This window comes from Streptomyces sp. NRRL F-5123 (assembly GCF_000721495.1).
Lineage (GTDB): Bacteria > Actinomycetota > Actinomycetes > Streptomycetales > Streptomycetaceae > Actinacidiphila.
Genome location: NZ_JOHY01000010.1, coordinates 104,551 through 127,138, shown reverse-complemented (window position 1 = coordinate 127,138; position 22,588 = coordinate 104,551). Strand labels below are relative to the sequence as shown.

Genomic DNA, 22,588 nt, shown 5'->3' with positions numbered 1-22,588 from the left:
GAGCGTCGGGGGGGCGGCCGCGGCAGCGGCCGATTCCGTGCAACGGGAAGGCCGCGCGCGCCCGTCCATGGAGGGGGATTCATGACAGGGGGGCGATTCCGGGTGGACGACGGAAGACGGGACGAGGACGGCCGGCTCGTCGCCGTCCTCGACGAGCTGGCTGACCGCACGGGTCTGCCGGTCGGGGACGCGGACAACGGGCACGACCGGTGGAGGCTGTACGAGGCGGCCCTCGGGGAAGCGGAGAACTTCGGCCTGCTCTTCGAGGTGATCTGGTTCGAGCCGGATCAGAACGTCGCGCTGAGCGTGCTGCTGCCGGTGCTCGAGAGGCTCCCGGAGGGGGAGCGGGCGCGGTGGATCGCGCAACTGCGCTGGGAGTACAGCAGGGAGTACGCGCAGCGGTACGCGCGGGACGTGGCGCTCCTGCAGAGCGCCGCGCTGACCCCGCTGCTCGCGGACGGCGAGGTCCAGGAGTCGTGGAGCGACTGGCTGCAGGTGCGCCTCGCGCAGGCCTCGCCCGAACCGGCCGTGCTCCGCCGGCTCGGCGAACGCGGGCGCACGAAGCGGATCCGCGGGTACGCGAGCAGCCGCCTTGCCGCGCTGGACCGCGCCGCCGTGCGGGGTGAGTGCTCCTAGGGGCCCGGCGACGCAGTCGTTCCCCGGACGCGCCCGCCGCCCGCCGCCCCCGCCCGGCGCGGCAGCGCAGAACGCTCGCCCCGCGGCGCGAAACGCATGCCGCCCCGCGCGGCAGATCGCGACTACCAGGGCGCCAAGGGCGCGGATAGTGGGCGGCAAGGCGGCGGACCAAAGGTGGGCGTAGTCCGTGAAGTGAGGCACTCACGTGGGAGAGGGGCTGGCCCGGATGTCGTACTACGGGGGCGAACCGCCGTCCGACGGGGCGGCGGGGCGCGGGTTGGAGGTGTGCGTCGTGGGCGCCGGACCGCGCGGGCTCTCGCTGCTGGAGCGGATCGTCGCCCGTGAACGGCGGCACCCGCGGTGGCAGCGGCTCACGCTGCACGTCGTGGACCCCGACCCGCCCGGCGCGGGGCGGGTGTGGCGGCTGGACCAGTCGCGGCACCTGCTCATGAACACCGTCGCGAGCCAGGTCACCGTCTTCACGGACGCGAGCGTCAGCATCGAGGGGCCGCTGGAGCGCGGCCCGAGCCTGTACGAGTGGGCGAAGGCGCTCGCCGACATCGCGGACGCCTCGGGCGCGCCGGGACCGGACGACGCCGCGCTGCGCGAGGCCCGCGCGATCGGGCCGGACACCTACCCGACCCGCGCGCTCTACGGGCAGTACCTGACGTGGGCCTTCCGCCACGTCGCCGCGGACGCCCCCGCGCACGTACGCGTCAGGGTGCACGCGTCGCGGGCGGTCGCGCTGGACGACGGGGACAGCGCGCTCGGCCCGCACGGGCCGCAGACCGTGCTGCTGGAGGACGGCACCCGGCTGGCCGGCCTCGGCGCGGTGCTGCTCGCGCAGGGCCATGTGCCCGTCCACCCGACCAGCACCGAGCGGGAGTTGACGGCGTTCGCCGCCCGGCACCAGCTCACGTACATCCCGCCCGCCAACCCCGCGGACACCGACGTGTCGGCGGTCGCGCCCGGTGAGACGGTGCTGCTGCGCGGCCTGGGCCTCGGCTTCTTCGACTACATGGCGCTCTTCACGCACGCCCGCGGCGGGGTGTTCGAGCGCAGCGGCGGACGGCTGGTCTACCGGCCCTCGGGAAAGGAGCCGCACCTGGTGGCGGGGTCGCGGCGCGGCGTGCCGTACCAGGCGCGGGGCGACAACCAGAAGGGTGCGCACGGGCGTTACACCCCGCGGCTGCTCACCGCCGAGTACGTCGCGGCGCTGCGCACCCCGGCCACCGCGAGCGAGCCGGTGCGCTTCGGCACCGGGCTGTGGGCGCTGATCGCGATGGAAGTGCAGTGCGTCTACTACGAGACGCTGCTCGCACACCGCGAAACCCCCGCGAGGGCCGCGGACTTCGCGGCACGCTACCTGCGCGCCGCGCCCGGCGAGGACGAGCAGCGGCTGCTGGACGAGGCGGGCATCGCGCCCGCCGACCGCTGGGACTGGGGCCGTGTCGAACGCCCCTACGGCGCACCGGAGTTGCGGGACGTTGCCGCCTTCCGCGGCTGGCTGCGCGGTTACCTCGACGACGACGTGCGCAAGGCCCACGAGGGCAACGTGGACGGGCCGTTCAAAGCCGCCCTGGACATCCTGCGCGACCTGCGCAACGAGGTGCGGCTCGCGGTCGACCACGGCGGGCTGGACGCCGCCTCGCACCGCGACGAGCTGGACGGCTGGTACACCCCGCTCAACGCCTACCTGTCGATCGGCCCGCCCGCGTCCCGTATCGAGGAGATGGCCGCACTCATCGACGCCGGGATCCTGGACGTCACCGGGCCCGGCATGCGGGTCGGCATCGCCGCGGACCCGGCGGACGGCGGGCCGTGCTTCGTGGCGACCTCCACCGAGATCGCCGACGTGCGGGTGCGGGCCACCGCGCTGATCGAGGCCCGGCTGCCGGACATCGACCTGCGCCGCACCGCCGACCCGCTGATGACGCACCTGCTGCGGACCGGACAGTGCCGCACCTACCGCGTCCCCGGCACCGACGGCACGGACTACGAGACCGGCGGCCTCGCCGTCTCGCGCCGCCCCTGCCGCCTGCTCGACGCCCACGGCACCGCACACCCGCGGCGCTTCGCGTACGGCGTGCCGACGGAGTCCGTGCACTGGGTGACGGCGGCGGGCATCCGCCCCGGCGTCGGCTCGGTCACCCTGGAGGAGTCCGACGACATCGCCGCCGCCGTCCTCGCGCTGCCAGAACCCGGCCTCCCGCAGGGCCGGCTGCCGGAGCCGGCCGGCAGGCGCGACCGTACGGTGGAGGGCACGGGGACGAGGGCATGACGGAGCGGAAGGACGAGGACATGAGCGCGACACCGTACGGGGAGCACCAACCCGCCTGGGCCGACCTGGGGTTGCTCTCCCCCGTACGGGCGGGCACCCCGGCGGAGGCCGCGGTCGGCGACGCCGCCTGGCTGCAGGCGATGCTGGACGCCGAAGCGGCGCTGGTGCGGGCGCAGGTGCGCTGCGGGACCGTGCCCGCGGCCGCCGCCGAGGCGATCACGGCGGCCGCGCGGGCCGAGCACCTGGACGTACGGGGGCTCGCGCTCGCCGCGCGGGAGACCGCCAACCCGGTCGTCGGACTGGTCGCGGCGCTCACCCGTGTCGTCGCCGAACGGGCGCCGGACGCGGCGGAGTTCGTGCACCGCGGCTCCACCAGCCAGGACATCCTGGACACCGGCGCGATGCTGGTCGCCGCGCGGGCGCTGCGGCTGATCCGCGCCGACCTGCACACCGTCGCCGACGCCCTCGCGGCGCTCGCCGCCGAGCACCGCGACACCGTCATGGCCGGCCGCACCCTCGCGCTGCACGCCGTGCCCACCACCTTCGGGCTGAAGGCCGCGGGCTGGCGGCAGCTGGTGCTGGACGCCGCGGAGCGGATCGGCGCGGTCGCCGACCGCGGGCTGCCGGTGTCGCTCGGCGGCGCGGCCGGCACGCTGGCCGGCTACCACCAGTACGCGGGCGAGGGCGCCGAACCCGCCGCCGTGCTCGACCTGGTGACCGCCTTCGCCGCCGAAACCGGCCTGGCCGTGCCCGTCCTGCCCTGGCACGCGCTGCGCACGCCGCTCGCGGATCTCGGGGCCGCGCTCGCGCACACCGCGGGGGCGCTCGGCAAGATCGCCGCCGACGTGCTGGTGCTGGCCCGCACGGAGGTCGGCGAGGCCGCCGAGCCGGGCGGGGCGGGCCGCGGGGTGTCCTCCGCGATGCCGCACAAGCGCAATCCGGTGCTGGCCACGCTCATCCGCTCGGCGGCGATCCAGGTCCCGGCGCTGTCAGGGGTGCTGGCGTCCTGCCTGGTCACCGAGGACGAGCGCTCGGCGGGCGTGTGGCACGCCGAGTGGCAGCCGCTGCGCGAGTGCCTGCGGCTGACGGGCGGGGCCGCGTACACCGCGGTCGAGCTGGTGCGAGGGCTCAGCGTCCACCCGGAGCGGATGCGCGCCAACCTCGCCGCGACCGGCGGGCAGATCGCCTCCGAACGCGTCTCGGCGGTGCTGGCCCCGGCGCTCGGCAAGGCCGCGGCGAAGGAGCTGATGGGCGCGGCCTCGCAGCGGGCCGCCGCTGAGGGCCGCCCGCTCGCCGACGTCCTGGCGGACGAGCCGCGGCTGCAAGGCCTGCTGGACGCGGAGCAGTTGGCGGACCTGCTGGACCCGGCGAACTACACCGGGGCGGCCGGCCCGCTCGTGGACCGGGCCCTCAAGAGCTGAGCCCGGCGGGGGCCGCCGCCCCGGGCGGGGTGACGGGTGCGCGGGCCTCAGTCCGCGTAGCCGTGCCCGTAGGTCGGCGGCTTGGTGCTGGGCGGGCAGGTGGTGGGCGGGGTCGTGGGGGGTGTCGTCGGCGGGGTGGTCGGAGGCGTGGTGGGCGGCGTGGTCGGGGGTGTCGTCGGCGGGGTGGTGGGCGGGGTCGTGGTCGGCGGCGTCGTCGTCGGGAGGGTGCCGCAGTCGATCGACGCGTTGAAGGGGAAGTTGTGGATCTCGCCCGCGTTGACCCAGGTGCCGTTCGCGAGCTGTGGGCCCGCGGTCAGTTGGCGTACGACGATGTCGCCCTCGATGTTGGCGGCGTCGGTGTCGGTGAGGTGGGCGTTCGGGGCGTAGATCGTGCCTTCCAGGCTGTCACCGGTGGCCAGTTCGATGTCCGTGGCGTCCGGGAAGTCCCAGAGCATGTAGGGCGCCTGGTCCCCGCTGACGCCTGCGAGCGTCGGCACGTCCCAGGTGTACTGCCCGCCGGTGGCGGTGGTGTCGACGACGACGAGGAAGGGGGTGTTCGCGGTGGGGTGGTCGCGGAAGGTGAGGTTGCCGATGTGGTTGAGGTCGTCGCCGGTGATGTGCAGGACGTTGGTCCGCCCGGGGACGAGGCTCACGTAGGCGTCCGTGCCGTCGGGGAAGCCGGTCTGCGGGTCGAGCGGGTCGCCGTTCGCGTGCCGCAGCACGACGTTGGCGTCGCAGGTGGCCATCGCGGCGGCCCGGGCGCGGTAGTCGGAGAAGAGCGTCGTGAAGTCGATGAGGCCCGGCTTCGGGGCGACGGAGGCGGGCGGCTGGTCGGTGGTGAGCTGGATGCGGGGCGTGGCGTCGTATCCCGCGCCCTCCGGGACGACCCGGGTGTTGACGCTCGCGTTGTTCTGGTCCCGGTCGAGCACGTCCACCCCGGTGGGGTCGCCGATCTTGACGTAGCCGTTGTTCAGCACCTGGAGTACGCCCGCCGGGTCGCTGGTGGCGGTCTGCACACGGCCGCCGACCAGCAGCGCGGTGGGCTGCGCGTCGCCGTCGTCGACGAAGTCGCCGGCGGTGTGCAGCGCGACGTTGTAGGCGGGGCCGAAGGACAGGTCACCGCCGAGGGCGACCGTCCCCTCGGTCTCGGTGGTGCCGAGCACGGCGTCGTGCTCGACGATGGTCCCGAAGCCCTGGTTGCCGGTGACGGGGTTGCCGACCGCGCGGGTCGCGGCGACCGCGGCGGGCGCGGAGGGCATGGCGACGAGCCCGGCGACGGCGAGGCTGCACGTGCACACGGCGAGGCCGGCTGTGGCGAAGAGTGGTTTGCGCATGCCCGCGACCGTAGGCAGACGGGCTCGCGAATCCTCCGGACCGGCGGGGGCGCGTCTCCTCCTGCATCCGATCGGCGCACACCGGCGTGGGCCGTGCGAGTAGTCCGGGAGGACGGGCCCGACCGGGGCTGTCCCGGTTCCCCGCCGCGGGCGGGGCCGAGCGGATACGGGTGCGGGGCAGCGGCGAGCACGGTCGCGCCCGGTCCGGCGGGCGGGATGGCCGGATCCGCTGGCGCGGTGATCACGTCGTAGTCGATGATTGACGTCTGGTCAGCCGGGGGGATGCGGACGTGGTGGACGGGAACGTGGCCGGCGCCGGGAGCGGTACGCCGGGGGAGCCCGCGGCGGAGGGGGCGGGGGCGGGTCCGGGCGTTCCGGCGGCTCCCGGGGTTCCGGACGGGCGGACGCTCGCCGGGCGCTACCGGCTGCAGGAGCGGCTCGGGCGCGGCGGCATGGGTGAGGTGTGGCGGGCGGACGACCCGGTGCTGCACCGCGCGGTCGCGATCAAGCTCATCCGCGGCCCGCTCGCCGACGACGCCGGCGCCGTACGGCGGCTGGAGCGGGAGGCGACGGCCGCGGCGCAGCTCGTCGACGAACACGTGCTGACCGTCCACGACTTCGGGCGCGACGGCTCCGAGGTCTTCATCGTGATGGCCCTCGCCGCCGGCAGCAGCCTCGACCGGGTCCTCGACGACCGCGGCCCGCTGCCGCCCGCCGCCGCGGCCGACCTCGCCCGGCAGGTCGCCCTCGCGCTCGCGGCCGCGCACGCGCGCGGCATCGTGCACCGCGACATCAAGCCCGCCAACGTCATGGTCGACGACCGCGGGCGCGCCACCGTCCTGGACTTCGGCATCGCCGCCTTCGACCTCTCCTACGACCTCACCAAGCTCAGCGCGCCCGCCGCCGTCCTCGGCTCGGCGCCCTGGATGTCGCCCGAGCAGGCCACGGGCGCGGCCGTCGACCACCGCGCCGACCTCTATGCGCTCGGCTGCCTGCTGCACCATCTGCTCACCGGCCGCCCGCCGTTCGGCGACCGCGTCGTCACCGCGCAACTCCTCGCCCACGCGACCGAGGCCCCGGTCCCGCCCTCCGCCGCCCGCCCCGGCATCCCGCCCGCCCTCGACGAGCTCGTCCTCGCGCTGCTGGCCAAGTCCCCGGCCGCCCGCCCGGCGTCGGCGACGGAGGTCGCGGCCCGGCTGATGCCGTACGCGGGGGCCGCGGCGGCGCTGGGGCCCGTGGCGGGTGCGTCGCCGGGTACGCCGGAGGGTGCGCTCACGCCGCAGGGGGCGGAGGGTACGGCGCCGGACCCCGCGTCCGTCCCGACCCGCCCGGACGCGCCGCCGCCCGTACGTCCGCCCGAGCCGGACCCCGTATCCGTCCCGCAGGCTCCGACGGAGACCGCCCCCGCTCCCGTACCGCCGGCCGAGCCCGTACCCGCGCCCGTACCGGACAGGCGCCGCCCCACCCGGCGGACGGTGCTGCTCGCGGGGATCGGCGTCGTCGTCGCGGGCGGGGCCACGGCCACCACCCTCGCCCTGCTCCCGGACAAGGGCGACGGCGACGGCGACGGCGGCAGCGGCAGCGGCAAGGGCCTCGGGAAGGCCGCACTCGCCTGGCAGATCCCGGCCACCGAGCAGTTCGTCGGCCTCGCCTCCGGCGCCGCCCTCCTGGAGGACGACAAGCAGCTCATCGGCGTCGACCTCACCACCGGCGAGCGCCGGTGGAAGCTGCCCGACCTCTCCGACGCCTCGAAGGCCGACGACAGCGCCTACGGCTACGTCATCGGCCAGGACGGCGCGCTCTACCTCAGTACCGAGGACCGGCGGATCCGCCGCATCGCGCCCGCGACGGGCGAGGCGTCCTGGAGCTACTCCCTCCAGCTCCCGGCCCCGCCCTCCGGCAGCAACTGGCTCCTCAACACCGGCTTCCCCCACCTCGCGCTCTCGGCCGACGGCAGGACCCTCTATGCGGTCCTCGCGAAATTCCTCGTCGCCCTCCGGGCGTCGGACGCCGAGGAGTTGTGGCGGTGGACGTGGGAGACCGACGAGACCGACGGCCAGGCGATCATCAACTCCGTGACGACGGTCTCCGCCGAGGCCCTGCTGATCGGTCGCGAGGACCCGCAGTCACCGGGCGGGTTCGGGATCCTGCTCTGCCTCGACCCGACCACCAAGTCCACCCGCTGGACCGGCTCGTGGCGCGTGTCCGCCCACGCGCCCACCGCCCTCCTCGCCGCCGGGGAGACCGACCCGTCGTCCCTGACCCTGGTGAGCGTCGAGGACGGCACGGTACGCGGCAGCGTGCCGGTGTCCGGGGCGGAGGGCTACGTCGGGGTGTCCTCCCCGTCGGGCGCCTTCTTCGTGCAGCGCCTCAGACGCGAGGGCAGCGCGCAGTACGCGGGGGGTTTCACCGCGTACTCGATGGACGACGGCCACGCGCTGTGGAGCCGGAAGTCGCCCGCGTGGTTCATGGGGCTCGGGGCGGGAGATCCGCGGCCGTGCGTGATCAGCGTGGACGAGCCGCCCGGCCCCTCGGCGCCCGGCGGGAAGTACAGCGCCCTCGACGCCCGAACCGGCGCGGTGCTCTGGGAGGGGCAGGGCCGGATGCCGCTGCCCGCCGGTTCCTGGGCCGGCGCGGACGGCACGGCTCCGACCGCCGTCGCCGCCCCCTGGGTCCCGTTCACCGTCAGCTCCGGGCCGCCCGCCACCGCGGCCCCGGCCGGACGGCCGCCCACGCCCGCGCCGTTCGGCCTCGCGGGCGTCGATCCGGCGACGGGCCACGACGTGTGGACGGCTCCCGACGGCATCCCCGACGGCTACATCGAGGCGTGGGCGGAGGACCCGGGAAGCGGGCTGCTCGTCGCGCAGGCGTCCACGTTCGCGTCCGGCAAGGGCATGCAGCCGAAGACCCTCTACGCGGTGCGCCCCCCGCGCTGACTCACCGTCCTGCCGGGGTCGGGACGAGGTGCGCGGCGTGCCGGAAGTCGCGCGGGCTGACGCCGTACGCGGCGCGGAAGCTGCGGGTGAAGGTCGCGTGGTCCTTGAAGCCCCAGCGCGCGGCGATCGCGTGGACGGGGACCTCCCCGGCGCCATCGGCGAGTTCGCGGCGCGCGCCTTCGAGCCGCTGCTCGCGGATGTACGCGGCGACGGTCGTGCCCCGCGCCTGGAAGAGCCGGTGCAGGTGGCTGCGGGAGATGTGCCGGGCGGCGGCGACGCTGCTCGGGGTCAGGTCGGGGTCGGCGAGGTGGCGGCGGATGAACGCCATCAGCTCCAGCGTGAGCGCGCGGGTGCGGGTCTCCGGCGCGAGGCCGTCCTCGGCGTCGAGGACCTGCGCGAACTGCGCGCTCACCAGGTCGGCGAGGACCCGGCCGAGGCGGGGCGCGTCGGCCTGCCGGTACTGGCCGGTGTGCGAGGTCACCTGGGTGAGGAACTGCGCGACCAGCGCGCCGATGCCCGTCCGCCCTTGCAGGTCCCGTCCGAGGACGTCCCGTACCCGGTCCCACGGCAGGCTCAGCGCGCACCGGGGCATCTCGACGCCGATCATCTCGATCCACGGGCCGACGCCGCAGACGCTCATCGGGACCGACGAGACGTTCATGTGGAAGTCCTGTACCCGGAGGGCCCGTTGCGGGCGGTCGGGCCAGCTCGTCCACGCGTCGCCCTGCACGACCAGTGAGAGGTTGACCGTCTCCGGGTCGGACTGCCGGATACGGCGGGGCGTGCGGTGGAAGGTGAGCTGCGGGAAGGACGCCGGCCACAGGGTGATCCCGCCGAGGTCCATCAGCCGGAGCGTCCCGCGGAAGTCCGCGGCGTAGTCGCTCGTGAGGTCCATGGGCGCGTGGGTGCTGCTCATCAGGTCGTGCCACACGTCGAACCTGTCGGCGGCCGCCAGCTCCTCGCTGCGGAAGACCATCTCGTCCAGCACTCAGGATCACCCCCGGCACACCTGCCCCAACCGGCCTCCCCGCCGCTTGCGTAGCGGAGTCAACCGCATTCCCCCGTGGGGACGCCATATGCCGCGACGCATCGGCCGCGCCCGGAGGTTCCGCGCGCTGCTGCTTCCGGCCCGAAATCGGTTGCGGGAGGCCGGTTCGGCACGGGAAGATCCGCGCGTGTTCACCACGCCCCGGGTCTCGTAGCCCGGCACCAAGCGCGACACCGCCCTTGTGCCCATGAGCTACTACGGAGCGTATCTTCGTGAACACCTCTCGTAAGCCCGGTCTGTTGCGTGACCGGAATTTCTCGCTGCTGCTGTGCGGCCAGGTCGTCTCGGCTGTCGGCGACCAGGCGCAGGGCATGGCCCTGCCGCTCGTCGTGCTGGCCCTCACCGGCTCGGCCGCCCGCGCCGGCCTCGTCCTGGGGCTGAGCACCCTGTCCTTCCTCGTCTTCGGACTCGTCGCGGGAGCGCTCGCCGACCGCTTCGACCGGCGCGCGCTGATGGTGTGGTGCGACGCCGGCCGCGCGCTGCTCACCGCGGGCGTCGCGGTCGCGCTGTGGCAGGACGCGCTCGGCATGCCGCAGCTGTACGCCACGGCCGTGCTGTCCGGCGTCCTCACGACCCTCTTCCAGGCGGCGAGCACTGCGGCGCTGCCCGCCGTCGTCGGCCCGCAGCGGCTGGCCGCCGCGCTCGGCTGGTCGCAGTCCGCGTCGGGCGCGGTCGGCGTCCTCGGCGCACCGCTCGCGGGGGCGCTGTACGCGGTGGGCCGGATCGTGCCGTTCGCCGCCAACGCACTCTCCTTCGCCGGGTCCGCACTCTCCTTGCGCCTCATGCGCGCGGACTTCCGCCCCGCAACCACTGCGTCCGGCCGCGGGGTTGCGCAGCTCACGCGCGAAATCCGGGAGGGGCTGCGGTGGTTGTGGGGCAGGCCCGTCATCCGCTTCCTCACCCTCGTCAACGCCGCTGACAAGATCCGCTACGGCGCCGGTTACCTCCTCATCGTGACCCTCGCCCGGGAGGCGGGCGCCTCGCCGCTGTGGATCGGCGTCATCTTCAGCGGCGCCGCCGCGGGCACGATGGCCGGCGCGCTCGTCTCCCAATACGCCGTCCGCCGCTTCCCGCTCGGGCGGATCGCGGTGGTGATGCTGTGGTCCGAGGCGCTGATGTTCCCCCTGTACGCCCTCGCGCCCGGCCCCCTCGCCCTCGCGGCCGTCGCCGCCGCCGAGTCCGTGGCGGCTCCCGTCTACATGGTGGCCATGACAGCCCACCAGCTCTCCGCCACCCCCGACGCGCTGCGCGGCCGCGCCTCGGCCGCGGTCTCGACCCTCACGACGGGCGCACTCTCCGCCGGCACCCTGGCCGGCGGCTTCCTCATCTCCGTGCTGGGCACCCACCCCCTCGTCTGGGCCTCCACCGCATGGCTGCTCGCGCTGGCCCTCCTGACGACCGCGCACCCGGCGATCCGCGGCGCCCGCGCACCCGGGGGAGCCGAGCCGACCGGCGTCGGGTCGGGTCTGCCGGACGCGGCAACCGCGCCCTGAAGGCGTTCGGCGAGGACATGGACGTCCGGCGGTCTTCGCGGCAGCCTGTGGGCTCCGCCGGGGCGCTCACCGCGGTACGGATCCCCGACATGCCCACCGGGCTGACGGTCGCCGAGCGTGTCCAGCGGACCGTGGAGCGCGTTGAGGACATGGGGCTGCCCGCCGCCTGATCCGGCTGGAGCCCCCTGCCGGCAACGCCTCACCGGTCGGAGGACGAAGTGGCCCCGCAACGCCCCGTGAACGACGTGATGCTCATCCTGCAGCGCGAGCGCGACGGTGCCGTGTGCCTTGCCGAGCGGCGGGGCACCGGCTACGCCGACGGGATGCTGAACCTCCCGTCCGGCAAGCTCGACGAGGGCGAGGACGTCTGTGCGGCCGTGATACGTGAGGCCCGCGAGGAGACCGGAATCGTCGTCGAGCGCGAGGCGCTGCGGATCGTGCACGTCATGCACTTCCGCAATCCTGAGGGGGAGACCCGGGTCGGCTGGTTCTTCACCGCCCGGTACTGGCACGGCGAGCCCCGGAACATGGAGCCCCACAAGTGCGCGGGCCTGTCCTGGCACCCGGCCGACGTCCTGCCGGACAACACCGTCCCGTACAACGCCTACGGGATCGGCCACTGGCTCAAGGGCGAGCCCTTCTCCCTCCACGGCTGGCACAAGCCCGCGGGCACGCCTTGCCGTTGAGCCTCGCGGGGCCGGGCCCGGTCCGTCACTCGTAGCGGTACTTCAGCGAGTCCGCCTCCGCCTGCTCGATGTCGGCGATCGTCAGTTCGGGCATCCGCAGTTGGGCCAGGGTGACTTCGGCCGAGGTGGGCTGGGCGTCCGCCGGGAGCCACTGGTCGGGCTTCCAGGCGGCGCTGCGGAGGAGGGACTTGGGGCAGTGGGGGTAGACCTCCTCGATGCCCAGGACCAGGGCGCCGGCGGGGGGCTTGCCCACGGGGGTGAGCTGGGAGAGGAGGTCCGGGCGGGTGGAGACGACGGCGCGGCCGTTCACCCGCAGGGTGGTGGTCCGGCCGGGGATGACGAAGAGGAGGCCGGCGCGGCCGGTGGCGATGACGTTCTGGAGGGTGTCCAGGCGCTTGTTGCCGGTCGCGTCGGGTATCGCCACGGTCCGGTCGTCCAGGACGGAGACGAAGCCGGGAGGGCCGCCGCGCGGCGAGACGTCGCAGTTGCCCTCGGCGTCCGCGCTGGCGATCAGGACCAGCGCCGCGCAGCCGATCAACCGCCGTGTCTGGGGCGTGAGTTCGGTCATCTGCTTGCGCACGGCCGCGTCGCTGGGGAGTGCGTACGCACGGCGCAGCGCCTCCCGGTCGGGCACGGCGTCGAGGCGGAGGGAGTCGAAGGCGCTGCCGGCGAGGGGTGTCGTCATGCCGTCGACCCTAACCAGCCGGTCCGCGCCCGGTGGTGCCCGGTCGTGCCCGGCGGGGCCGCGCGGGGCCGCGCGGGGTGTCCGGCGTGCAGCCGGAACCGCCCGCGCGGCCCCGGGACTCAGTGCGTCGCGGTGACGATGGACAGCAGCCGTGCGTGCGTGGGGGCGTCCGCCGCTGCGAGGAGGCCGCGGGTGGTCGGGGTGAGGGGGGAGCCGTCGAGGGCGGTGACGGTGCAGCCGGCAGCGCGGCACAGGGCGATGCCGGCGGCGAAGTGGACGCTGGAGGCGACGTCGCCGCCGTCGGTGACGTAGGCGGCGCGGCGGCCGGTGGCGACCCAGGCGAGGGCCAGGGACGTGGAGCCGACGCGGGTGCGGAAGTGCTCGTCGAAGGCGGGGTCGGCCAGCATGTCGAGGGCGCGGAAGCCGTAGGGGCCGCGGGCCAGCGGGTCGAGGTTGACGTCGACGAGGCGGGTCGCGGCGGACGGTGCCAGGGGGGAGGACGCGGCGCCGTCCTCGCGGAGCCAGGCGGTGGTGCCGTCCGTGCAGAAGACCTCGCCGGAGAAGGGGTCGGCGACGGCCGCGGGCCCGCCGCGCAGCGCCACGTTGACGCCCACCAGCATCGTGCCGGCCGCGTAGTTGAGGGTGCCGCACAGCGGGTCGACCAGCCACTCCCGCTGCGTGCCGGCCGCACCGCCCTGCCGTCCGCCCTCCTCGCCGAGGAACGCGTCGTCGGGGCGGGCGGCGCGGAGGACGCCCAGGATCGTCTTCTCGGCCTCGATGTCCGCGGAGGTCGCGAAGTCGCCGCCGCCCTTGTCGACGCGGTCCAGCCGCGTCCCGTACATCGCGCGGACCACGTCCGCGCCTGCCTTGGCGGCGGCCGCCGCGACCTCGGCGTCCGCGGCCGGTGTGTAGGAGCTGATCATGACAGGAAGGTTAGGGGGCGGCGTGCGGGTCCCGCGTGGGGGAGGTGCCGGGGCACGCGACGCCGCGGAGGCCCGCCACGCGACCTCTTGGCCCCGGGGCCGTCCCGGAACCGCCCGGCCGCGAGGCCGGCCGCTCGGCTAGCGTGGGCGGCATGACACCACGAGGGGGGCGGCTCGCGGTCATCGCGGGCCTCGCGGCGTGTGCGCCGCTGGCGCTCGCGGGCTGCGGCACCGCGCACGGAGCAGGTGGCGGGGACACGAGCGCCACGAAGTTCGGCTTCACCCGGTACGCGAACGCCGTCGAGTACGCGTCCGTGGAATACCCGGGCTCCGAACCGTACGTCGCCCCCGGCGAGGGGCTGCGGCAGCTCGTCCCGCTGGGCGACTGCGCCCTCGGCATCGGCACGTACAACAACGGCTACCACTACGCGAACGTCAACTGGACCGGCTCCAAGGGCTGTACGTCCTTCGCGATCACCCCGCGGCCCGCGGCGGACAAGGAGGACGACAAGCCGTACTCGATGCGCACCGGGTGGACGGGCGGCGGCCTCGCCGCCGACGTCGTCGTGCCGTGGACCGGGGGCGCGCTCCTCGGCGTCGGCGGCCACCTCACCCTGCGGGCGCCCGGCGGCAAGCAGACGACCCTGGCCGAGCTGCCGTTGACCTTCCGCCTGCGCCCCGAGGAGGAGACCTCCGACGACGCCTCGGTCAACACCGCCGTCAAGGTGGGTGACCGGCTGCTGATCGGCGGCGGGGAGTACGTCCACCAGGTCGAGACGCCGTACGTCCTCGCGTCGGACGACGCGGGCCGCACCGTGCGCCGGGTCCCGCTGCCGACCGTGGACGGCCTCCAACCCCCCACGCCCGTCGGCGGGTTCGCCGTGAACGGCACACAGGTCGTCGCCGTTGCCCTGAAGGCGAGCAACGCGTACGACTACCACACCCCCGACGGCACACTGCCGTTCTGGTACAGCGCGGACTCCGGTACGCACTGGACCGCCGGCCGGGTCACCGGCACCCCCGCGGGCACGGTCGTCACCAACGTCCTGCACGCGTCCGGCCGTTGGTACGCGGTGGGCGGGTATGCCGCGCCCGGCGGGGTCTCCGCGACGCTGCCGCTGGTCCTCACCAGCACCGACGGACGGCACTGGTCGCGGGCCGACACCGCGGCGATGGGCAGCGGCGAGGTCGTCGCCGCGACCGTCGACGGCAACGGGCACCCCGTACTCGTCGGCTCCGCCCACCAGCCCAAGCCGAAGCCCGAAGCCCGCTCGGTGGCGTGCGGTTCGGTGTGGATCGGGGACGGCACCGCCGACACCGCGAAGTGGCGGCGCGGCGGCCTCGGCTGCTCCGAGAACCCGCCGACCACCGTCGTCACCCTCGCGGGCGGTCGCATCCTGATCGCCGGCAACGCCGACCTGTGGGCCACGGCCGCCCCGCGCGGGTAGCGCTCAGGCCAGAGCCGCCCGCACCGCGTTGACCAGCGTGGCGGCGCGCCGGTCGTCGGCACCCTCCACGATGGTGTTCACGACGTAGGCAAATGCCAGCCCCCGCTCGGGGTCGGCGAAGGCCAGCGAACCGCCCCGCCCCTGGTGCCCGAAGGCGGCGGGGCCGGTCAGCGGCGCGAGCAGGGTCGGCAGCATGAAGCCCGACCCGAAGCGGCTCGGGAAGCCCATGACCAGGTCCGGGCCCGCCGACTGCTGCACGGTCGCCGCCGCCACCGTCTCCGGCGACAGCAGCCGCACCCCGTCCACCTCGCCGACCAGCGCCGCGTAGATCCGCGCCAGCGCACGGGCGGTGCAGATGCCGTTCGACGACGGGATCTCGGCGGCCTGCACCTCCGCGGACCCGAAGTCCACGTCCGCCGGGTCCGTCACGGCGAACGCGCGGTTCGCCAGCGACTGCGGATCCGCCCACATCGCCACCGCGTCGCGGATCTCAGCGGGCAACGACTCGGGCGGCAGCGAGGCGAGATCGACCTCCGGCGCGGGGTAGGACATGACGCTCACCCGCTCGCGCTCGGCGGGCGGCAGGCCGACGAAGAAGTCCAGGCCGCCCAGCGGGGCCGCGATCTCCTCGGCGAGGAACCGCCCCGGCGTACGGCCCGACACCCGGCGTATCACCTCGCCGACCAGCCATCCGAACGTCCGCCCGTGGTAGCCGTGCGCCGTCCCCGGCGTCCACTGCGGCTTCTGCGCCGCGAGCGCGTCGACCATCGGCGTCCAGGCGAGCGCGTCCGCGAGCGGTACGGGCTCGTCCAGCGCGACCAGCCCGGCGCGGTGGGAGAGCAGCCAGCGCACCGGGATCCCGCCCTTGCCGTTCGCGGCGAATTCCGGCCAGTAGCGGGCGACAGGCGCGTCGAGGTCCAACTCGCCCCGCTCGGCGAGCATATGGGCCGCGGTGGCGACCACACCCTTCGTGGCGGAGTACACCAGCTGGAGCGTGTCCCGCTGCCACGGGCGGTTCGCCGCGGGGTCGGCGAGGCCGCCCCACAGGTCGACGACGGCCTCGCCGTCCACGTACACGCACAACGCCGCGCCGGTGTCCCCGCGCTCGGTGAAGTTCTCCGCGAACGCGGCTCTGACGCCGCCGAATCGGGTGGCGGCTTCTCCGTGGATCATCGTCATGAGCCCATCTTCACCCGCGGGGTGCGTTTGCGCTGCCGCGCGGGGTGCGCGTTTCAGGGCGCCTGGGCGGTACCCCCAGCCCCTGCGGGGCGCAGGTCGTCACAGGTCCGAAGGGGCAGTACGGTTCTCCCCCAGAGCTCCGCCTGGGGGCGCCCCCAGGACCACCGGCCGGTGGTGGGCTGCGCGCGCAGTTCTCCCCCCAGGGCTCCGCCTGGGAGGTGCCCCCACGCGCCCCTGAAAACGCTCACCCCCCGCGGCAGCGGGAGCGCTCACCCCCCGCGGCAGCGGGAAACGCCCACCCCGCGGCGGCAGCCACCGGCTCAGGGCGCCATCCGGGCGCGGAGCCACGCGAGTTGGCGGGCGGCGTGCAACGCCTCGCCGCCCTCGTGGTGGTTGAACGGGTAGACATGGACGGCCCGCTCCACCGCGTCCGCCCCCGCGGCGGCGGAGCCGTAGTGGTTGTACGCCGCGAACACCGTGCTCGGCGGGCACACCGTGTCCCGCAGGCCCACGCCCACGTGGACGGGCGCGGACGCGCGCCGCGCGAAGTTGACGCCGTCGACGTAGGACAGCGTCGTCCGGACGTGCTCCTCCGCCTCGCGGTGGACGGCGAGGTAGCGGACGACCTCGCCGTACGGCTCCGCGTCGGTGATGTCGATGGCGCGTTGCACGTGGCAGAGGAAGGGCGCGGCGATCATGAGGGCCGCGAGGTCGGGGACGAGGCCGGCGACGGCGAGGGCGAGGCCGCCGCCCTGGCTGTTGCCGACCGCGGCGACGCGCGCCGGGTCGACGCCGGGCAGCGCCCGCACCGCCGCGACCGCGCGCACCGCGTCGGTGACGAGGCGGCGGTAGTAGTAGTCGTGCGGGTCGAGGATGCCGCGGACGACGACGCCGGGGCCGCCGAGGGTGCCGGCGTCCGGGTCGGGGGTGTCGCCGCCGTTGCCGTAGAGGTCGCCCTGGCCGCGGCTGTCCATGAGCAGGTGCGCGTATCCGGCGTTCGCCCAGGCCAGGCGCTCGTGCGGGAGGCCGCGACCGCGCCCGTACCCGAGGTACTCGACGACCGCGGGCAGCGGCGCGGAGACGCCCGCGGGGCGGGTGAACCAGCCGCGGACGGGGTGGCCGCCGAAGCCGGCGAAGGTGACGTCCCAGGTCTCGACGAGGCTGAGGTCGGTGTCGGCGCGGCGGACGTCGAGGAGGACGGGCGCGGTGTCGGACTGTTTGAGGGTGGCGGCCCAGAACGCGTCGAAGTCGTCGGGCTCGCGCACGTCGGGCGCGTAGGCCTGCAACTCGCCGATCGGTAGGTCGAACAGGGCCACGGGGTCCTCCAGCGTGAGGGGTTCGGGGTCGGGGCGGCGGAACGCCGTGCGGGGGGAGGCCGTTCAGGGCCCGGGTTTGGGCGGCGCCGTGCTCTCCCGGACGACCAGTTCGGTGCCCAGGTCGATGCGCTTGGTGGGGACGTCCGCGCCGGCCGCGAGGTCCAGCAGCATGCGGGTGGCGGTGGCGGCCATGTCGTGCAGCGGCTGGTGGACGGTGGTGAGCGCCGGTTCCATCCAGGCGGCGACCGGCAGGTTGTCGTAGCCGACGACGGACAGGTCGTCCGGCAGCCGCAGCCCCAACTGCCGTGCGGCGCGCAGGACTCCCATGGCCTGGGCGTCGGATCCGGCGAAGATCGCGGTGGGCGGGTCGGGGAGCTGGAGCAGCTCCATGCCGTGCCGGTATCCGGCGTCGAGGTAGAAGTTGCCGTGCCGGACGAGGCCGAGGTCCATGGTGAGACCGGCCTCGTCGTGGGCGCTGCTGAAGCCGGCGAGGCGGGCGCGGCTGCACAGCAGGTCCTCCGGGCCGGCGATGACGGCGATCCGGCGGTGGCCGAGTTCGAGCAGGTGGCGGGCGGCGATGAGGCCGCCGTTCCAGTTGTTGGAGCCGACGGTGGGGACGGCGGCGGGGGTCGCGCTGTCGGTGTCGACGGCGACGAAGGGGACGCGCTGGCGGCGCAGCTTCTCCTGCTGGGCCTCGGCGAGCCCGCACTGGACGAGGAGCACGCCGAGCGGCCGGCGGCCGACGATCAGGTCCAGCCAGGTGTCCTGCGGCCGGTGCACGCCGCCGAGCTGGGTGAGCACCAGTTCGATCCCGGCGGCGGTCACCGCCTCCTCCACGCCGCGGATGATCTCCATGGCCCACGCGGAGTCGAACTCGTGGAAGACCAGGTGTACTTGGTTGCTCGGTTCGTTCGTACGGCGGCTTCTGCGCCGGTAGCGGTGGCGTTCGAGGCTGGCCTCGACCCGCGCCCGGGTCTCGTCGGCCACGTCCGCTCGTCCGTTGAGGACCTTGGAGACGGTCGCCACTGAGACGCCCACCTCGCTGGCGATGGTGGCGATCGTCGCGGCCCGCTGCCCGCCTGCTGGATCGGTACTGGTCACGGAGGTGCCCTACGCTGCAGGGTGTCGAAAGTTTCGACACATCTACGGAAACAAGCTGTGCCCATGGGGTGGGCAGATGGCGAATATACGGCACTTGATGAGGCCAGACCAGGCTCGAATGCTGCTGTCCCACCTATTGACACCTGTTCTGCCACGTCCTTAGGCTGCCCGACACATTAAGCAAGAATGTCGAAAGTTTCGACTTCGCCCGCTCCTGTCTTGCCGCCTCCTGGAGGTCGGCGCGGTCCTGCGCATGGTTGAACCAGCGCCAGCCGAGGTGGGCGTGCGTCACCCATCCACCGCACGGAGGCCCGACGATGAGCACGATGGGGACGGTGGACCTGCCGTCCGAAGCCTCTGGCGCGGGCGGGCGGAAATCCGCCCGGACCCGCCCCAAGGGCGGTAAGCCTGCCAAGGGGGCAAAACGGTCCTGGCGGCAGTCGCTGCGCCGCGACTGGCAGCTCTATTCACTCGCGGTGCTGCCGCTGCTGTTCTTCGCGATCTTCCGGTATCTGCCGATGCTCGGGAACGTCATCGCCTTCCGGCGGTACCACCCCGGCAGCAGCATGTTCGGCGACGAGTGGGTCGGCTGGCGCTACTTCAAGCTCTTCTGGCACGACCCGCAGTTCTGGCACGTCTTCTGGAACACCCTGTACATGGGCGTGCTGACGCTGGTCTTCGCCTTCCCGATGCCGATCATCCTGGCGCTGCTGCTGAACGAGGTGCGCAGCCGCAAGTTCAAGCGGCTGGTGCAGTCGATCTCCTACCTGCCGCACTTCCTGTCGACGGTCATCGTGGCCGGTGTGGTCATGCAGTTCCTGGCCGCCGACGGCCCGGTCAACCAGGCGATCCGGCACTTCGGGCACAAGCAGATCCTGTTCATCCAGGAGCCCGGCTGGTTCCGCTCCATCTACGTGTCGTCCGAGCTGTGGCAGACGGTCGGCTGGGGCACGATCCTCTACCTGGCCGCGCTCACCTCGATCGACGACAACCTCTACGAGGCCGCGCGGATCGACGGCGCCAACCGCTGGAAGCAGACCTGGCACGTCACGCTGCCGGGCATCCGGCCCACCATGGTCACGCTGCTGATCCTCAACATCGGCACGTTCATGGCGGTGGGCTTCGAGAAGATCCTGCTCCTCTACAACCCGCTGACGTACCCGACGGCGGATGTCATCTCCACGTACCTGTACCGGATGGGCGTCGTCTCCAACAACTTCAGCTATGCCGCCGCGATCGGGCTGTTCGAGTCCGTGATCGGGCTGGTGCTGATCGTCACGGCCAACCGGATTTCACGTCGCACAGTGGGGACGAGCCTGTGGTAGCCCTCGACACAACCGCCACCGACGACCGGCCGACGATGCGGCCGGCCGGGATCAGCACCAGCCGCAGCTACCGGGTCTTCCAGGTGGTCAACACGCTGATCCTGCTCGGGGTCGTCGTGGTGACGCTCTACCCGGTGGTCAACATCGTGGCCCGCTCCTTCAGCGAGGACGGCTACATCCGGTCGGGCAAGGTCAGCCTCTGGCCGCGCGGCTTCAACGTCACGACCTACAAGGCCGTGATGAGCAACTCGCTGTTCTGGACGGACTACCGCAACACGGTCGTCTACACCGTCGCCGCCACGGTCGTGGCAATGGTGCTGACCACCTGCTACGCGTACGTGCTGTCCAAGAAGGACCTGCGCGGCCGCGGGGTGCTGGTCGGTGTCGCCGTCTTCACGATGTTCTTCAGCGGCGGCCTGATCCCGAACTACATCCTGGTCACCACGCTCGGCCTGAAGAACAGCGTGTGGGCCATCGCGCTGCCCAATGCGATCAGCGTGTTCAACCTGCTGGTGATGAAGGCCTTCTTCGAGGGTCTGCCGGTGGAGCTGGAGGAGGCCGCCGCGATCGACGGCCTGAACACGTACGGCATCCTGTGGCGCGTCGTGCTCCCGCTGTCCAAGGCGGTGCTGGCCACGATGGTGCTCTTCTACGCGGTGTCCTTCTGGAACTCGTGGTTCACGGCCTTCCTCTACATGGACCACTCCGACCTGATGCCGGTCACCGTCTACCTGCGCAACATGATCGCCGGTGCCACCGGCGGCACCTCCGTGGGCTTCTCGGAGGCGGACGCGACCGCGATCGGCGCCAACATCCAGGCCGTGACGATCGTGCTGACCACCCTCCCGATCCTGGTCGTCTACCCCTTCGTCCAGCGCTACTTCGTCTCCGGGGTCACGCTCGGCGCCGTCAAGGGCTGACCCCCGGGGAGCGCCGCCGCGCGCGGGCCGCGTTCGCGGCCCGTACGCAACACCCGTGCCAGACCCGTCCCGTACCACCCCCTACCCCGAACTCCCGCGCATGGCGGGAATGGAGTCCCCATGAACAACATCTCCCGCCGGTCGATGCTCGTTTCGCTGGGCGCCACGCTCGGTGCGGCGACGCTCGGCCTGAGCGCCTGCAGCAGCGACGGCGGCGGCGACAAGAAGAGCTCGGACCTGTCGAAGAACAGAGCCGACGCCATGGACAAGTTCGGCGTCGGCGACCAGTTCAAGGCGACGAAGCCCTTCACCCTCACCACCATGCTCAACGACAACCCCGGCTACCCCGAGAAGGGCAACTGGCTCTTCTGGACCGAGCTGGCCAAGCGCACGAACGTCACGCTCAAGCCGACCGTCATCCCGCTGAGCGACTACGAGAACAAGCGCAGCGTCATGATCGGCGCCGGTGACGCCCCCTTCCTGATCCCCAAGACCTACTACGGCCAGGAGGTGGCGTTCGTCTCCTCCGGCGCGATCCTGGCCGTCAGCGACTACGTCCACCTGATGCCCAACTACCAGGACAAGATCAAGAGGTGGAACCTGCAGGGCGACGTCGAGACCGTCGTGCAGGACGACGGCAAGTACTACGTGCTGCCGGGCCTGCACGAGGACGTCTGGGTCGACTACACCTTCGCGATCCGCACCGACATCCTGGACGAGCTGGGCCTGCAGATGCCCAAGACGCTCGACGACCTCTACAACGTCCTCAAGGCGATGAGGGCCGCGCACCCCGACAAGTACCCGCTGTCGGACCGCTGGAGCCAGCCCCACCCGGCCGGCGCCATGCTGCAGACCTTCGGCCAGGCGTTCGGCGCCGGTTACGGCGGCGGCTGGGGTTACCACAACGCCACGTACGACACCGCCTCGGACAAGTTCGTGCTGACCGGCGCGATGGACCAGTACAAGGCGATGGTGGAGTACACCGCGAAGCTGGTGAAGGAGAAGCTCCTCGACCCGGAGAGCTTCACGCAGACCGACGACCAGGCCAACGCGAAGTTCACCTCCGGCAAGTCGTTCGTGATCTCCACCAACGCGCAGGAGCTCGTCAACACCTACCGTCCGGGCCTGGCCAAGGCGGTGCCGAGCGCCAAGGTCACCAAGATGCCGGTGCCGGTCGGCCCCGCGGGCGAGGTCAAGGTCGGCTCGCGCCTGGAGAACGGCCTGATGATCTCCACGAAGGCGCGCGACTCCAAGGACTTCGTGGCGATCATGCAGTTCGTGGACTGGCTGTTCTACTCCGACGAGGGCCAGGTCTTCGCCAAGTGGGGTGTCGAGGGCGTCACCTACACCAAGGACGCCGCAGGCAACTTCAAGCTCGCCAAGGACGTCGACTACGTCGGTCTGAACCCGAGCGGCACGAAGAAGCTGAACGTCGACTTCGGCTTCTCCAACGGCAACTTCGCCTACGGCGGCAGCACCCAGCTGCTGGAGTCCGTCTTCTCCGACGAGGAGAAGGAATTCCAGAAGATCATGACCGCCCGCAAGACGCTCCCGGTGCCGCCGCCGTACCCGCTCAACTCCGAGGAGCAGGAGCAGTTCTCGCTCTACGAGGCGCCGCTGTGGGACTTCGTCCAGCAGCAGACCCTGGACTTCATCCTCGGCAAGCGCCCGCTCAGCGAGTGGGACAAGTTCAAGAGCGAGCTCAAGGGCAAGAACGGCGACCAGTACCTGAGCCTCGTGAACGGCGCCTACGACCGCTACAAGAGCAAGAAGAACGGCTCCGACAAGAGCTGACGCCCGGCCCGCAGCGGGGACCCTCCCACCGGACCGGCCGGCACCGACGCAGACACGCACCC

Annotated in this window: 18 protein-coding genes; 11 read left to right on the top strand and 7 right to left on the bottom strand. The window is 73.2% G+C overall.

Annotated elements, in window-relative coordinates:
* Window positions 1–81 precede the first annotated feature (81 nt).
* The 3 genes from IH54_RS0112620 to pcaB all read left to right on the top strand — a co-directional run bounded on the left by IH54_RS0112620 (window position 82) and on the right by pcaB (window position 4,338).
* The gene (locus tag IH54_RS0112620; protein WP_063762284.1) at window positions 82–636 is read left to right on the top strand and encodes a hypothetical protein; all 555 of its coding nucleotides are present in this window, start codon (window positions 82–84) and stop codon (window positions 634–636) included.
* A 226-nt stretch (window positions 637–862) separates the two neighbouring features.
* Window positions 863–2,917, top strand: coding sequence for an FAD/NAD(P)-binding protein (locus IH54_RS0112615; RefSeq protein ID WP_052397351.1), 2,055 nt, complete (start codon window positions 863–865; stop codon window positions 2,915–2,917).
* A 20-nt stretch (window positions 2,918–2,937) separates the two neighbouring features.
* Window positions 2,938–4,338 carry a 3-carboxy-cis,cis-muconate cycloisomerase gene (pcaB, locus tag IH54_RS0112610; protein ID WP_031516002.1) on the top strand — a complete coding sequence of 467 codons (1,401 nt, stop codon included), beginning with the start codon at window positions 2,938–2,940 and terminating at the stop codon, window positions 4,336–4,338.
* A 47-nt stretch (window positions 4,339–4,385) separates the two neighbouring features.
* On the opposite strand, the gene IH54_RS0112605 is transcribed toward pcaB, so the two are convergent.
* A complete protein-coding gene (locus IH54_RS0112605) occupies window positions 4,386–5,672 on the bottom strand; it encodes a choice-of-anchor A family protein (RefSeq protein WP_052397350.1) in 1,287 nt (428 codons plus the stop codon).
* A gap of 290 nt (window positions 5,673–5,962) precedes the next feature.
* On the opposite strand from IH54_RS0112605, the gene IH54_RS41550 reads away from it, so the two are divergent.
* Complete coding sequence (locus IH54_RS41550) at window positions 5,963–8,608, top strand: protein kinase domain-containing protein (protein ID WP_052397349.1); 2,646 nt, start codon at window positions 5,963–5,965, stop codon at window positions 8,606–8,608.
* Window position 8,609: 1 nt separating this feature from the next.
* Here the strand turns inward: IH54_RS41550 and IH54_RS0112595 are convergent, their stop codons facing one another.
* Window positions 8,610–9,596, bottom strand: a complete 987-nt coding sequence (locus tag IH54_RS0112595; protein WP_031515996.1) for a helix-turn-helix transcriptional regulator — start codon at window positions 9,594–9,596, stop codon at window positions 8,610–8,612.
* Between the two features lie 272 nt (window positions 9,597–9,868).
* Between IH54_RS0112595 and IH54_RS0112590 the strand changes: the two genes are divergently transcribed.
* Genes IH54_RS0112590 through IH54_RS0112580 form a run of 3 tightly spaced genes read left to right on the top strand, consistent with a single transcriptional unit; the run spans window position 9,869 to window position 11,835 of the window.
* A complete protein-coding gene (locus IH54_RS0112590; protein WP_159011802.1) occupies window positions 9,869–11,149 on the top strand; it encodes an MFS transporter in 1,281 nt (426 codons plus the stop codon).
* 17 nt (window positions 11,150–11,166) lie between these two features.
* Window positions 11,167–11,319 (top strand): hypothetical protein, encoded by a 153-nt coding sequence (locus IH54_RS45460; RefSeq protein WP_159011800.1) that lies wholly within the window; start codon window positions 11,167–11,169, stop codon window positions 11,317–11,319.
* Window positions 11,320–11,367: 48 nt separating this feature from the next.
* The gene (locus IH54_RS0112580) at window positions 11,368–11,835 is read left to right on the top strand and encodes an NUDIX hydrolase (RefSeq protein WP_234343476.1); all 468 of its coding nucleotides are present in this window, start codon (window positions 11,368–11,370) and stop codon (window positions 11,833–11,835) included.
* A 25-nt stretch (window positions 11,836–11,860) separates the two neighbouring features.
* On the opposite strand, the gene IH54_RS0112575 is transcribed toward IH54_RS0112580, so the two are convergent.
* Window positions 11,861–12,520, bottom strand: coding sequence for an MSMEG_1061 family FMN-dependent PPOX-type flavoprotein (locus IH54_RS0112575; protein WP_031515990.1), 660 nt, complete (start codon window positions 12,518–12,520; stop codon window positions 11,861–11,863).
* Window positions 12,521–12,639: 119 nt separating this feature from the next.
* Entirely contained in the window at window positions 12,640–13,443 is an 804-nt protein-coding gene (locus tag IH54_RS0112570; protein WP_031515988.1) for an inositol monophosphatase family protein, read from the bottom strand.
* A gap of 152 nt (window positions 13,444–13,595) precedes the next feature.
* On the opposite strand from IH54_RS0112570, the gene IH54_RS0112565 reads away from it, so the two are divergent.
* On the top strand, window positions 13,596–14,891 hold the full coding sequence (locus IH54_RS0112565; RefSeq protein WP_159011798.1) for a hypothetical protein: 1,296 nt from the start codon (window positions 13,596–13,598) through the stop codon (window positions 14,889–14,891).
* A gap of 3 nt (window positions 14,892–14,894) precedes the next feature.
* On the opposite strand, the gene IH54_RS0112560 is transcribed toward IH54_RS0112565, so the two are convergent.
* The 3 genes from IH54_RS0112560 to IH54_RS0112550 form a co-directional block, all read right to left on the bottom strand.
* Window positions 14,895–16,070, bottom strand: a complete 1,176-nt coding sequence (locus IH54_RS0112560) for a serine hydrolase domain-containing protein (protein ID WP_031515984.1) — start codon at window positions 16,068–16,070, stop codon at window positions 14,895–14,897.
* A gap of 320 nt (window positions 16,071–16,390) precedes the next feature.
* The gene (locus IH54_RS0112555; RefSeq protein WP_031515982.1) at window positions 16,391–17,386 is read right to left on the bottom strand and encodes an acetylxylan esterase; all 996 of its coding nucleotides are present in this window, start codon (window positions 17,384–17,386) and stop codon (window positions 16,391–16,393) included.
* 63 nt (window positions 17,387–17,449) lie between these two features.
* On the bottom strand, window positions 17,450–18,487 hold the full coding sequence (locus tag IH54_RS0112550; protein WP_043180648.1) for a LacI family DNA-binding transcriptional regulator: 1,038 nt from the start codon (window positions 18,485–18,487) through the stop codon (window positions 17,450–17,452).
* Window positions 18,488–18,804: 317 nt separating this feature from the next.
* Between IH54_RS0112550 and IH54_RS0112545 the strand changes: the two genes are divergently transcribed.
* From IH54_RS0112545 to IH54_RS0112535, 3 genes are all read left to right on the top strand, one after another.
* On the top strand, window positions 18,805–19,812 hold the full coding sequence (locus IH54_RS0112545) for an ABC transporter permease (RefSeq protein WP_031515978.1): 1,008 nt from the start codon (window positions 18,805–18,807) through the stop codon (window positions 19,810–19,812).
* Window positions 19,813–19,847: 35 nt separating this feature from the next.
* Entirely contained in the window at window positions 19,848–20,732 is an 885-nt protein-coding gene (locus IH54_RS0112540; RefSeq protein WP_031515976.1) for a carbohydrate ABC transporter permease, read from the top strand.
* A 120-nt stretch (window positions 20,733–20,852) separates the two neighbouring features.
* Window positions 20,853–22,526, top strand: coding sequence for an extracellular solute-binding protein (locus tag IH54_RS0112535; protein ID WP_031515975.1), 1,674 nt, complete (start codon window positions 20,853–20,855; stop codon window positions 22,524–22,526).
* The last annotated feature ends 62 nt before the right edge of the window (window positions 22,527–22,588 follow it).